Below are 11,947 nucleotides of genomic sequence, written 5' to 3' on the forward strand. Positions count from 1 at the left end.
GTGCTTAGAAGCCCCAGCCCTGCGTCATGTCGGAGCCTCCTTCCGTGACGAGTTCCAAGCCATTCCGGCGAGGATGGTGTAAGATTCATGTGAAGCGGGTAGACATACAGGTGAGATGCTCTCGCCGTCGATCTTCGACAGGTGAGCGCTGCGTTAAATCGTAAATTCGCATTACCCGCGTGGGTGAAGGTCATAACGGATCGTGCGTCTTCCGGCAGAGGGGATCGGCCTGAAGATACCTGAACAATGTCAAATTGAGCCAGTTCCGCACTAAGCCCGACTGTTCGAACTCAAAAGTTAGCTTCGCCTGATCCTCGTGCTCCACGTTGCCGATCCGCTACGATTTGGCCCACGGCGGCGAGCCGTGAACGTTAGGAGTGCCGTGCGTGCCCTGGTGCACCTGAGAGCCGCGTCCGCTAAGCGGGCCTGGCCTCTGGCGAGCATGCCCAAGGGTCACATCACGTACTTGATCTCCGTCGATGCCGTGGTTCTGGCCTGGGCTGCTTACGCCGTGGTCCGCGGCTCCTACAGCGTCCGCTCCCTCGCGATTCTCGGCCTGGTGGCAGCGCTGGCCGTCATCTTCGAAGAGGTGGCAACCCGAGCAGCCCGACTGAAATTGCGCCTGAGCGCGGAGCTGAAACGCGACATGGTGTCCGTGTGGGCTGTCGCGGCCGCTATCGCCCTTCCTGCTAGCTCGGCCGTCCTACTTCTCGGCGGAGTGCTCGTCTACATCTGGTTCCGCCAGCAGCGGCCGACGGGTCAACCCCTGAACCGCAAGTGGTTCAACGGGTCGACGGAGATCCTCGGTTGCCTAGTTGCAGGCGTCTTCGTGCGGTCACGGCCATGGGAAGGGCTTCCCCTTGCCGGCTCAGGAGCACTGCTCGTCCTCGTAGCCACCCTCATCTACGCCGCGATCAACCGCGCGCTCGTCACCGCCGCCCTGGTGAGCGTCGGAGTGCGGGGGCGCGCATTGCTCGGCGGCAAGGACGACAACCTTGTCGAGCTGGCGACACTCTGCCTCGGTGGCCTGGTCTCACTGGCGCTGCTCCACGAGCCCTGGTTGGTCCTGCTGAGCCTGGTCCCAATGATCACGCTGCAGCGCGGTGCGGTGGTGCGCGAGCTGGAGACCGTCGCCACCACCGACGCGAAGACCGGCCTGCTCAATGCGGTGGCGTTGGAGCACGTCGGGCAGCGGGAGGTGTCTCGCGCCGAGCGCGAGGATTCCGCGCTGGCCGTGCTCATCGTCGACATCGACCGCTTCAAGCGGGTGAACGACCGGTTCGGCCACCTCGTCGGCGATGCGGTCCTGCGCGGGGTTGGCCAGGCCCTCGAATCGGGTCTGCGGGAGTACGACACCGTCGGCCGGTTCGGCGGCGAGGAGTTCGTCGCATTGTTGCCGACGGCGCACGAGGCGGAGGCCCTGGTCGTCGCCGAGCGGTTGCGCGCCGCTGTGGCGGCGCTGCGCATCAGCGAGTTCGACCCTCGTATCGAGGACGCGACCGACGACGGTTTGTCGGTGTCCATCGGCGTCGCGTGCTTCGGCACGCACGGCGTGGCCATGACCGATCTGCTGTTCGCGGCCGACACCGCGCTGTACCGCGCCAAGAACGAGGGCCGCAACCGGGTCGTGCTCGCCCATCGGGGCACCGAGGAGCCGGCGCGCGAGTCCTCCCTCGCCTGAGCCGACCCCGCGCCTGCGGCGAGGCATCGGCACGGCCGGGAGAACCGCCGATAGGGTGGTGTCGTCCGGTCAGCACCGTCGAGAGGACCCCCATCCGTGGCGAGCATCGATGCCGTAGGAGCCCGCGAGATCCTGGATTCCCGCGGCAACCCGACCGTCGAGGTCGAGGTGGCCCTGGACGACGGGACGCTGTCACGTGCCGCGGTTCCCAGCGGAGCCTCGACCGGTGCGTTCGAAGCCGTGGAGCTGCGCGACGGCGGTGAGCGCTACAACGGCAAGGGCGTCGAGAAGGCCGTCGCCGCGGTCCTCGACGACATCGGGCCGGAGATCATGGGGCTGGAGGCCAGCGAGCAACGCATCCTCGACCAGGCCTTGCGCGACCTGGACGGCACGCCCGACAAGAGCCGCTTCGGAGCCAACGCCATTCTGGGCGTATCGCTCGCCGTCGCGCGCGCCGCCGCCACCTCGGCGGAGCTGCCGCTGTTCCGCTACGTCGGCGGGCCCAACGCCCACCTGCTGCCGGTGCCGATGATGAACATCGTCAACGGCGGCGCCCACGCCGACTCCAACGTCGACGTGCAGGAGTTCATGATTGCCCCGATCGGGGCGCCGACCTTCGCCGAGGCGCTGCGACAGGGCGCCGAGGTCTACCACGCGCTCAAGTCCGTCCTCAAGAAGAAGGGCCTCGCCACGGGGCTCGGCGACGAGGGCGGGTTCGCGCCCGACCTCGGGTCGAACCGCGCCGCACTCGACCTGATCATCGAGGCGGTCCGGACGACCGGTCTGGTGCCGGGGGTCGACATCGCCCTCGCGCTCGACGTCGCGGCCAGCGAGTTCCACGCCGACGGCAGCTACACCTTCGAGGGCACGGCTCGCTCGTCGGACTACCTGATCGAGTACTACACGGGCCTGGTCGACAACTACCCCATCGTCTCCATCGAGGACCCGCTCGACGAGGAGGACTGGGACGGCTGGATCGCGCTCACCACCGAGCTCGACGAGCGGGTGCAGCTGGTCGGTGACGACCTGTTCGTCACCAACCCCGAGCGCCTCGCCCGTGGCATCGAGACCGGCGCGGCCAACGCCCTGCTCGTCAAGGTCAACCAGATCGGCACGTTGACCGAGACCCTCGACGCCGTCGAGCTCGCCCACCGGCACGGCTACCGCAGCATGATGAGCCACCGCTCCGGCGAGACCGAGGACACCACCATCGCCGACCTCGCCGTCGCCACCAACTGCGGCCAGATCAAGACCGGTGCGCCGGCCCGCAGCGAGCGGGTCGCCAAGTACAACCAGCTGCTGCGCATCGAGGACGAGCTCGACGACGCTGCCCGCTACGCCGGCGCGGGAGCCTTCCCGCGCTACACGCAGGCGGAGAACGACGGCCCGTCCGACGACGACGCGACGCCGACCGACGAGTCGGACGAGGACTGAGCCATACCCATGGCTGATCGACGCGTGCGCGGCCGACCTGTCCTCACCGGGCGGGCGCTCGTTCTCGGCGCCGTGCTCGTCCTGCTCGTCGTCGTGCTCGCGGCGCCGATCACCCGCTACCTCGGCAGCCGCGGCGACGTCGGCCACGCGGCGTCGCAGCTGCACCAGGATCGCAGCGAGCTGCGCGCCCTCACCCGCCAGCAGCAGCGTTTGGACGATCCCGGCTACATCCAGCAGCAGGCGCGCGACCGGCTGCAGTACGCGATGCCCGGGGACACCGTGTACGTGGTCGTCGACAAGGGCGCCAAGTCCGACCTCGCCGCCAGCTCCGGTCACGGCACGAGCAAGCCGGCGCGCGGCCGCACCTGGAACAACCGCATCTGGGCCAGCGTCCGCAGCGCAGGAGGGTGAACCACCCCACGAGTTCGCTGCGCACAGAACGCTCCACGAACCCGCGGGGGCCCCGATGAACCACCCCACGAGCGAGTCGGACTCTGAGCTCACCGCGCTCGATCGTGCCGTGGTCGGCGTCCAGCTCGGGCGTCCGCCGCGTGCCATCCGCGCCGTCGCCCATCGGTGCCCGTGCGGTAACCCCGACGTCGTCGAGACCTCACCGCGGCTGCCCGACGGAACGCCGTTCCCCACGCTGTACTACCTCACCTGCCCGCGTGCCGCGTCGGCCGTCGGGACGCTCGAGTCCAGCGGGCTCATGCGTGAGATGACCGAGCGTCTCGGCACCGACCCCGAACTCGCCGCCGCCTACTCGCGGGCCCACGAGGCCTACCTGGCCCGGCGGGAGCAGATCGGGCACGTCGAGGAGATCGCCGGCGTCAGCGCCGGCGGCATGCCGACGCGCGTCAAGTGCCTGCACGTGCTCGTCGGTCATGCGTTGGCGGCCGGCGCGGGTGCGAACCCGCTGGGCGACGAGGCGCTGGCCGCGCTGCCCGCCTGGTGGGCCGCAGGGCCGTGCGTGGATCGCGCCGCTGTCGAATCCGAGCTGCCCGGCGAGGACACCGACCAGGGACGTCCCGCGTGAGGGTGGCGGCGATCGACTGCGGCACGAACTCCGTCCGCCTGCTGGTGGCCGACGTCGCGGACGGCGCCGCCGGCCCCGTGCTGAACGACGTGCACCGGGAGATGCGCATCGTCCGGCTCGGGCAGGACGTCGACCGGACCGGACGGCTCGCGCCGGAGGCCTTGGCCCGCACCGGCGCGGCGCTGGCCGACTACGCGCACGTCATCGACGCGGCGTCGGCGCAGCGCGTCCGCCTCGTGGCCACCAGCGCTACCCGTGACGCCGCCAACCGCGCGGATTTCGCGGCCATGGTGCGCGATCTGCTGGGCATCGAACCGGAGGTCGTCACCGGCCACGACGAGGCGGCGTTGTCGTTCGCCGGTGCCTCGGCCGGGCTGGGCCGGCCGTCGTCGGAGCTCCTGGTCGCAGACATCGGCGGCGGCTCCACCGAGCTCGTCCGCGGGGACGGCACCTCACCCATGCAGGCCGACAGCATGGATGTCGGGTCCGTACGCCTGACCGAACGTCACTTCCGCGACGACCCGCCCACCCCGAGCCAGGTGGCCGCGGCCGAGGGCGACGTCCGTGAAGCACTCGCCGTCGCGCGCCGCACGGTCGCGTTCGATCCAGACGTGACCGTGGTCGGCGTCGCCGGCACGGTCACGACGCTCGTCGCGATGACGCTGGGCCTGCCGCGCTACGAGTCCGCACGGGTGCACGGCGCGACGGTGACCACCGACGCGATACGGGCCACCACCGACGACCTGCTGGCCATGACGCACGAGCAGCGGGGGTCGGTGCCGGTCATCCACCCCGGCCGCGTGGACGTGATTGCCGCCGGAGCGGTCATCCTCCGGGTCCTACTGGAGGAGCTTGGTGCGCCGCAGCTGACCGCGAGCGAGCACGACATCCTCGACGGCATCGCGCTGAGCCTGATCGACGTCAGTCGTCGGTGACCTTGGACTTCTCGCTCGCACCGGCCAGCTTCTTGGTCGCCTTGCTCGGTTTCGGCGGTGGCGGCTCGAGGCCGGTGATCGAGCGGTAGGCCACCGCCGTGCCCTGACGGGTGATGAACTCTGCGGCCACGATGCCCGCGGCCGACAGCACCGCCCACGTCAGCGCGTCCGACCAGGTGCTGTCCACGTCCTTGGCCTTGCGCGGTGGGTCGCCGGGCCGGACCGCGGTCCACGTGCGTTCGACGAGCTTCTTGGTGGCAATGCCCACCGGGATCCCGATGGCGAGGTTGATGACCTTGAGGCCGATCTTGGCGCCGATCGCCATGTCCAGCTCCTCTCGTCGTCTGCGAGGGAACCCTACCCAGCTCGCATGCGGACCCACCCTGACACAGTGAGCGTCATGAACGACGCGGTCCGGCCCGGCACCGGCTGGCCCGGCGACCCGGCGACGGCGCAGACACCGGTCGCGGGCACCGCGGCCGACGTGCGGTCGCTCGCGTCGAACGCGGTCACGCTCGACGAGGTGGCGGCCCGGGTGTCGGTGTGCCGGGCCTGCCCGCGGCTGGTCGCCTGGCGCGAGCAGGTCGCCCACGAGCGCCGCCGGGCCTTCGCGGACCAGACGTACTGGGGGCGTCCCGTGCCGTCGTTCGGCGACCCCGACCCGCGCATCCTCGTGCTCGGGCTCGCACCGGCGGCGCACGGCGCCAACCGGACGGGCCGGATGTTCACCGGCGACCGCAGCGGCGACTGGCTCTACGCCGCTTTGTACCGAGCCGGTCTCGCCAACCAGCCGTCGTCGGTCGCGGCCGACGACGGGCTGACCCTGCGCGGGGTGCGAATCAGCGCGCCCGTCCACTGCGCCCCGCCGGCGAACAAGCCGACCCCCACTGAGCGCGACGCCTGCCACCCCTGGCTGGAGCGCGAGCTGCGCCTGCTCTGGCCCCGCGTGCGGGTAGTCGTGGTGCTCGGGGCGTTCGGCTGGTCGACCCTGTGGCCGTCGCTGGCGTCCGCCGGGGTGCCGGTGCCGTCGCGGCGGCCGCCGTTCGCGCACGGCGCCGAGGTCGAGGTCGACGGGCGCACCGTGCTCGGCTGCTACCACGTGAGCCAGCAGAACACCTTCACCGGCCGGCTCACCGAGCCGATGCTGGACGCCGTGCTCGACCGCGCCGCCGCCGTCGCCGGGCTCAGCGGGTGAGGGCCGCCCGCGTCGCGTCGTCGATCGGCCGCGGGCTGCCGTCGGCCACGAGCACGTAGGTGGTCTCGACATGGCACGACGGCACGTCGTCGGCGGTGATGTCGAACTCCAGCGCCACGCTCGTCCGGCCGACTGCTCCGCAGCGGACGGTCACCCGGGCCGTCTGGCCGTAGCGGGCGGGGCTCGTCCATACGAGGCTCGAGGCCTTGAGGTGCACGGCCGCGGCGAAGTCGGGCAGGCCCCGTTCGGCGCAGAACGCGGCCAGGGCCTCGTCGCACCAGGTGAGGTAGTGCGCGTTGAACACCACGCCCTGCTGGTCGACCTCGGCGTAGCGGACCGGTGTCGACCACACGGTCTGCGTCGACGTCATGGCCCCACTATGGCAGCGCGTGCGCCGGGTAAGCGGCACAATGGCCGCGGTAGCGCCCCCGTAGCCCAACGGCAGAGGCAGACCCCTTAAAAGGGTCGCAGTGTCGGTTCGAGTCCGACCGGGGGTACCGACGCCGCCCGGTCGGCGGCGCGGGCCTCGACGTCGTCGTCGGTGCAGAAGCCGAGCCCGGTGCGCTTGAGGCAGAGCAGACCCAGCAGGCGCTGCTCCGTGTCGACGACGGCGAGGCGACGGCGACCGGATCGGACCAACGCCAACCGGACCGGTTCGAGCTCGGCGTCGGGCGCGACGGTGCGGCCCTCGAGGCGGCCGAGTCGGCCAGCGACGTCGACCGGCTCGGCGTCGCCCAGGTCACTGCGATCAACGACGGCCAGCAGGCGCGTGTCCTCGACGACGAGAACGGCGTGCACATGATCGTCCTGCAGCACCTGTCGTGCCTGCGCAACGGTCAGTTCGGCCGGCCAGGTCCGCGGGCGGCGCACCATGACGTCGGCGACGGTCGCGCCGGTCGTCACCCGATCGGGCGCGGACGAGCCGCAGCCCGGCTCGGGCTCAGCCGCTCTTGCGTCGGAACGTGCGCTTGCCACCGGCTGCCCCATGTGCGTCGTGCACCTTGGCCTCACCCTGCGTCGCCGCCTCGTGCGGATGCTGCTTGTCGTGCTTGCGGGCCAGCGCCTGCGCGAACTTGGCCTTGGCGTCGTCGTTGCCTCGCTCGTCGCTCATGGACCCAGCGTGTCACGCCCGCTCGAGCACGACCACCGGGATCTCCCGGTCGGTCTTGCCCTGGTACTCCTCGTAGCTCGGCCACACCTCGGTCATGTGCTTCCACATGGCCGGCTTCTCCTCGGCGGTGGCCACACGGGCGTGCACGGGGAAGGTGTCGGCTTTGATCTGGATCTCGACGTCGGGGTTCTTCTCGATGTTCTTGAACCACTCGGGAGCGTCGGGGTCGCCACCCTTGGAGGCGACGATCAGGTACGTGTCCTCCCAGTCCCGATAGATCAACGGGTGGATGCGCTCCTTGCCGGACTTCCGCCCGGTGGTGTGGAGCAGCAGGATCGTCGTCCCGTTCTCCCAGTCGTAACCCTCCTTGCCGTCCGTCGCCTCGTAACGCTCGACGTGTTCCTTGCCGAACAAGGGCATGAGTGGTCCTCTCGTCGGAGTCGTTGTGCGGAATAGCCTGCCCAGGCCGGTCGTTCCCTAAAGCAGTTGCAAGTGCAACGACACCGAGGAGGCTGTCCCATGGCTGCCGTCACCGCCGACACGCTGGTCCTGCCGCGGGTGAAGGGGGCTGGCCTCGGCGACACCGAGCGGCCCGTGCTCGCGGTCTCCACCGGCCCGCAAGGCCACGAGGGCGAGGGCTTCCCGGTCCGCCGGACGATGGCCGGCATCCGGTATGAGTACCTCGACCCGTTCATCATGATGGATCACATGGGCGAGGTCGACTACGCCGCGGGCGAGCCCAAGGGCACCAACTGGCACCCGCATCGCGGCTTCGAGACCGTCACGTACCTCATCGACGGTCAGTTCATCCACCAGGACACCCACGGCGGCGGCGGGGTCATCCATGAGGGCTCGACGCAGTGGATGACCGCCGGCTCTGGGCTGCTGCACATCGAGACGCCGCCCGAGCAGCTCGTCGAGAAGGGCGGCCTGTTCAACGGCTTCCAGCTCTGGGTCAACCTGCCCGCCGCCGAGAAGTTCACGACGCCGGCCTACCAACCCGTCGAGGCGTCGGACCTGTTGCTGCTGGCCAGCGAGGACGGCGGGGCGCTGCTGCGCGTCATCGCCGGTGAGATCGCCGGTTCGGACGGGGTGCCGCACCGCGGCCCGGGCTCCACGCACTCGCCGATCACCCTGCTGCACGCCTCGATCGCGGCCGGTGCGTCGCTGTCGCTGCCGTGGCAGGCCGATTACAACGCACTCGCCTACGTCTACGCGGGCAACGGCACGGTGGGCCCGAAGGGCGACGCGATCCACGGCGGCCAGCTGGCCGTGTTCGGCGCCGGCGATCGCCTCACCCTGACCGCCGACGCCAGGCAGGACAGCCGGACCAGCTCGCTCGAGGTCATCCTGCTCGGCGGCCGGCCCATCGGCGAGCCGATGGTGCAGTACGGCCCGTTCGTCATGAACACCAAGCAGGAGCTGCAGCAGGCCATGGCCGACTACCAGTCCGGTCGGCTCGGCGTCATCCCGCCGGACGCGATCATGCCGCACGTCTACAGCGGCGCCACGGACTGACCCGCCTTCCCCATCGCCGTGGCCGCGCGCCGATGGGTCGAACGCGGCCACAGCGGTGGGGAAGACGGAGAATGTCGGCATGACCACCGATCTCGACGGGCTGCTCGCGCAGGCGGCCGTGTCCGGCGACCCGGCAGCGGCCCGGCGCTTCACCGACGCGCTGCTCGCCTCGACGGTCGGGTGGCTGCTCGCCGCCGACCCGCAGGGCCGGCAGTCGCCGATCACGGTGCCGACGCACGGCATCACCGCTGTCCCGTTCTTCAGCACCCCGGACAAGGCCCAGGACGCGTTGCGCACCCTGGCGCGCCCCGGCCTCACCGAGGTGCCCGTCGCCTGCCGCGACCTGTTCGCGCAGGCGGTTCGCAACAACGCGGTCACCGCGCTGAACCCGTTCAGCCAGCACGGCAAGTCCTTCACCGTCCCGGAGATGTCCGACCTGCTCGCGGGCGTCGACCCGGCGAGCCGCACCCGCGTGGCGGGTGCCGGAACCACCTTGCTGATCGGGCAACCCGCGTACGTCGCCCCCGGCCTCGTCGAGGGTCTCACCGCATACCTGGAGGTGCTCGGCGGCGTCGACTCGGCCTCGCTGGCCTGGGTCCAGTACCCCGACGGTCTGCAGGGCTACTTGCTCGCCGTGCGCACCGCGCTGCCGCGCGAGACGGTGAACGCCGGCATCAACGGGCCCGCCTCACGTACCGAGGGACGCACCCTGGACGTCATGGTCATCGCGCCCGGCGAGCACGACCCGGCGGCCCCGGTGCCGCCCTTCTTCCCGGCCTCGTCGTAGGCCAGGCCCGGTCCTGGGTGCGACCTCAGTCGTCCAGCACGTAGCGCAGGAACACGTCCGGGTCGCCGAGGAAGTCACGCCAGTTCTGCACCAGCTCGAGGTCGTCCCACGCGACCTCGCGCAGGCCGTGCTCGCCGACCTCGAGGATCGTGGCGCCCGGTGTGGCCGCGATGACCGGTGAGTGGGTGGCGACCAGTGACTGGCGCCGCCCGTCCCGAGCCATGCGATGCAGCAGGCCCACCAGGGCCAGGCAGCCGCTGAACGACAGCGCCGACTCCGGTTCGTCGAGCACGTAGAAACCGGGGTCGGCGAACCGGGACTCCAGCACGCTCAGGAACGACTCGCCGTGGGACAGCTCGTGGAACACCGGATCGGCACTCCCCGGGTTGCGCTCCAGATAGCTGTAGAAGCCGTGCATGGTCTCGGCGCGCAGGAAGAACCCCCACTTCGACGCCCCGATGCCGCGCCGCAGCCGCAGCATCCGGTGCAGGTCGGACTCGGACTCGCGGGTGCTGTGCCGGGCGCCGGTGGAACCGCCCTCGGCCGACAGCCCGTAGGCCTGGGCCACGGCTTCGATGAGCGTCGACTTGCCCGACCCGTTCTCGCCGACGAGCACGGTCAGCGGCCCGAGCTCGACGCCATGGCCCAGGAGGTCGGCGACGGCAGGGATGTCGTGCGGCCAACCAACCGTCGCGGCGGGCGCGCGCGGGTCGCGCTCGACCCGCGTCACGGGGAGTTCGTCGAACACCGTCCCAGCCTGGCAGACCGGCCTGACCGTTCGGCTCGTTCGCCCAGAGCGGACGCCTTCGGCGGCCGAGACGGAACAGACGCCCCCACCTCGGAGTTGAGCCGACAAGACTCAATTCGCGAGATAGAGGTATCCCATGACTGACGTCATCACCCTGCCGATCCTGTCGCTGCCCGACCTCGTCGTGCTGCCCGGCATGGTCGTGCCCGTCGAGCTGGACGCCGACACGCGCCCGGTGATCGAGGCGGCCCGGGCCGGTTCGGACGGCCGGCTGCTGCTCGCCCCGCGCCTGTCCGACCGCTACCCCACCCACGGCGTCGTCGCGACCGTCGAGCAACTGGGCCGCCTGCCCGGCGGCGCCGCGGCCGCGGTCCTGCGCGCCGGCGCACGTGCCCGACTGGGTTCCGGCGTGCCCGGTCCCGGTGCCGCGCTGTGGGTCGAGGCCGAGCCCGTCGAGGACGCCCCGTCCACCGAGGCCGTCCGCGAGCTCGCGACTGACTACAAGAAGGTGGTCATCGCGATCCTGCAGCAGCGCAACGCCTGGCAGGTCATCGACCAGGTGCAGAAGGTCGACGACCCCAGCGAGCTCGCCGACATGGCCGGTTACGCCCCGTACCTGTCCGACGAGCAGAAGCGTGAGCTGCTCGAGACCCCCGACGTCCACGAGCGGCTGACCCGCGTCCTGGAGTGGGCGCGCGAGCACTTCGCCGAGCTCGAGGTCACCGAGAAGATCCGCGACGACGTCCGCGAGGGCATGGACAAGCGCCAGCGTGAGTTCCTGCTGCGCGAGCAGCTCGCCGCGATCCGCAAGGAACTGGGCGAGGGCGAACCGGAGGGCTCGGACGACTACCGCGCCCGCGTCGAAGCCGCCGAGCTGCCGGACAAGGTCCGCGAGGCCGCGCTGCGCGAGGTCGACAAGCTCGAGCGGGCCTCGGACCAGTCGCCCGAGACGAGCTGGATCCGCACCTGGCTCGACACCGTGCTCGACCTGCCCTGGTCGACGCGCACCGACGACAACACCGACCTCAAGAGCGCCCGCGAGATCCTGGACGCCGACCACCACGGCCTCGACGACGTGAAGGACCGCATCGTCGAGTACCTGGCCGTCCGTTCGCGGCGCGCCGCGCGCGGCCTCGAGGTCGTCGGCGGGCGTGGCTCCGGGGCCGTGCTGGCCCTCGTCGGCCCGCCCGGCGTCGGCAAGACCTCGCTCGGCGAGTCCGTCGCCCGCACGCTCGGCCGCAAGTTCGTCCGCGTCGCCCTCGGCGGGGTGCGCGACGAGGCGGAGATCCGCGGCCACCGGCGTACCTACGTCGGCGCCCTGCCCGGGCGCATCGTCCGCGCCATCAGCGAGGCCGGCTCGATGAACCCGGTCGTGTTGCTCGACGAGATCGACAAGGTCGGTTCGGACTACCGCGGCGACCCCGCGGCGGCCCTGCTCGAGGTGCTGGACCCGGCGCAGAACCACACGTTCCGCGACCACTACCTCGAGGTCGACCTCGACC

General features: G+C 70.9%; 15 protein-coding genes and 1 tRNA gene. 10 read left to right on the forward strand and 6 right to left on the reverse strand.

Annotated features, from left to right (window positions below; genetic code table 11):
* Positions 1-442 precede the first annotated feature (442 nt).
* The 5 genes from ACFFCA_RS18175 (at position 443) to ACFFCA_RS18195 (ending at position 5,086) form a co-directional block, all read left to right on the forward strand.
* Positions 443-1,681, forward strand: a complete 1,239-nt coding sequence (locus tag ACFFCA_RS18175) for a diguanylate cyclase (RefSeq protein ID WP_375487386.1) — start codon at positions 443-445, stop codon at positions 1,679-1,681.
* A 96-nt stretch (positions 1,682-1,777) separates the two neighbouring features.
* Positions 1,778-3,115 carry a phosphopyruvate hydratase gene (gene eno, locus ACFFCA_RS18180; RefSeq protein ID WP_375487388.1) on the forward strand — a complete coding sequence of 446 codons (1,338 nt, stop codon included), beginning with the start codon at positions 1,778-1,780 and terminating at the stop codon, positions 3,113-3,115.
* A gap of 9 nt (positions 3,116-3,124) precedes the next feature.
* Complete coding sequence (locus ACFFCA_RS18185) at positions 3,125-3,526, forward strand: septum formation initiator family protein (protein ID WP_375487390.1); 402 nt, start codon at positions 3,125-3,127, stop codon at positions 3,524-3,526.
* Between the two features lie 55 nt (positions 3,527-3,581).
* A complete protein-coding gene (locus ACFFCA_RS18190; RefSeq protein WP_375487392.1) occupies positions 3,582-4,151 on the forward strand; it encodes a DUF501 domain-containing protein in 570 nt (189 codons plus the stop codon).
* Positions 4,148-5,086, forward strand: a complete 939-nt coding sequence (locus tag ACFFCA_RS18195) for an exopolyphosphatase (RefSeq protein WP_375487394.1) — start codon at positions 4,148-4,150, stop codon at positions 5,084-5,086. The genes ACFFCA_RS18190 and ACFFCA_RS18195 overlap by 4 nt, the downstream gene beginning before the upstream one ends.
* Here ACFFCA_RS18195 and ACFFCA_RS18200 read toward each other — a convergent pair.
* On the reverse strand, positions 5,073-5,411 hold the full coding sequence (locus ACFFCA_RS18200) for a DUF4235 domain-containing protein (protein WP_375487396.1): 339 nt from the start codon (positions 5,409-5,411) through the stop codon (positions 5,073-5,075). The two genes, ACFFCA_RS18195 and ACFFCA_RS18200, sit on opposite strands and share 14 nt — an antisense overlap.
* Positions 5,412-5,486: 75 nt before the next feature.
* Between ACFFCA_RS18200 and ACFFCA_RS18205 the strand changes: the two genes are divergently transcribed.
* Positions 5,487-6,281 (forward strand): uracil-DNA glycosylase, encoded by a 795-nt coding sequence (locus ACFFCA_RS18205; RefSeq protein WP_375487398.1) that lies wholly within the window; start codon positions 5,487-5,489, stop codon positions 6,279-6,281.
* Here the strand turns inward: ACFFCA_RS18205 and ACFFCA_RS18210 are convergent.
* The gene (locus ACFFCA_RS18210) at positions 6,271-6,651 is read right to left on the reverse strand and encodes an acyl-CoA thioesterase (RefSeq protein ID WP_375487400.1); all 381 of its coding nucleotides are present in this window, start codon (positions 6,649-6,651) and stop codon (positions 6,271-6,273) included. The genes ACFFCA_RS18205 and ACFFCA_RS18210 overlap by 11 nt on opposite strands.
* 54 nt (positions 6,652-6,705) lie before the next feature.
* Here ACFFCA_RS18210 and ACFFCA_RS18215 point away from each other — a divergent pair.
* Positions 6,706-6,778, forward strand: a tRNA-Leu gene (locus tag ACFFCA_RS18215).
* Here the strand turns inward: ACFFCA_RS18215 and ACFFCA_RS18220 are convergent.
* Genes ACFFCA_RS18220 through ACFFCA_RS18230 form a run of 3 tightly spaced genes read right to left on the reverse strand, consistent with a single transcriptional unit; the run spans position 6,738 to position 7,812 of the window.
* On the reverse strand, positions 6,738-7,268 hold the full coding sequence (locus ACFFCA_RS18220) for an HPP family protein (protein WP_375487413.1): 531 nt from the start codon (positions 7,266-7,268) through the stop codon (positions 6,738-6,740). The genes ACFFCA_RS18215 and ACFFCA_RS18220 overlap by 41 nt on opposite strands.
* The gene (locus tag ACFFCA_RS18225) at positions 7,222-7,392 is read right to left on the reverse strand and encodes a DUF5302 domain-containing protein (protein ID WP_375487401.1); all 171 of its coding nucleotides are present in this window, start codon (positions 7,390-7,392) and stop codon (positions 7,222-7,224) included. The genes ACFFCA_RS18220 and ACFFCA_RS18225 overlap by 47 nt, the downstream gene beginning before the upstream one ends.
* A gap of 12 nt (positions 7,393-7,404) precedes the next feature.
* The gene (locus ACFFCA_RS18230) at positions 7,405-7,812 is read right to left on the reverse strand and encodes a nitroreductase family deazaflavin-dependent oxidoreductase (RefSeq protein WP_375487403.1); all 408 of its coding nucleotides are present in this window, start codon (positions 7,810-7,812) and stop codon (positions 7,405-7,407) included.
* Between the two features lie 99 nt (positions 7,813-7,911).
* Here ACFFCA_RS18230 and ACFFCA_RS18235 point away from each other — a divergent pair, with 99 nt between their 5' ends.
* Both ACFFCA_RS18235 and ACFFCA_RS18240 read left to right on the forward strand, forming a co-directional pair.
* Positions 7,912-8,910 carry a pirin family protein gene (locus tag ACFFCA_RS18235; RefSeq protein WP_375487405.1) on the forward strand — a complete coding sequence of 333 codons (999 nt, stop codon included), beginning with the start codon at positions 7,912-7,914 and terminating at the stop codon, positions 8,908-8,910.
* A gap of 79 nt (positions 8,911-8,989) precedes the next feature.
* Positions 8,990-9,697, forward strand: a complete 708-nt coding sequence (locus ACFFCA_RS18240; RefSeq protein WP_375487407.1) for an SseB family protein — start codon at positions 8,990-8,992, stop codon at positions 9,695-9,697.
* A gap of 25 nt (positions 9,698-9,722) precedes the next feature.
* Here ACFFCA_RS18240 and ACFFCA_RS18245 read toward each other — a convergent pair whose 3' ends face one another.
* A complete protein-coding gene (locus ACFFCA_RS18245) occupies positions 9,723-10,445 on the reverse strand; it encodes an ATP-binding cassette domain-containing protein (protein ID WP_375487409.1) in 723 nt (240 codons plus the stop codon).
* Positions 10,446-10,581: 136 nt separating this feature from the next.
* Between ACFFCA_RS18245 and ACFFCA_RS18250 the strand changes: the two genes are divergently transcribed.
* A partial coding sequence (locus ACFFCA_RS18250) for an LON peptidase substrate-binding domain-containing protein (RefSeq protein ID WP_375487411.1) occupies positions 10,582-11,947 on the forward strand: 1,366 nt, incomplete at its 3' end.

Origin of the sequence: uncultured Jatrophihabitans sp. (genome assembly GCF_964252635.1) — a bacterium.
GTDB lineage: Bacteria > Actinomycetota > Actinomycetes > Mycobacteriales > Jatrophihabitantaceae > Jatrophihabitans.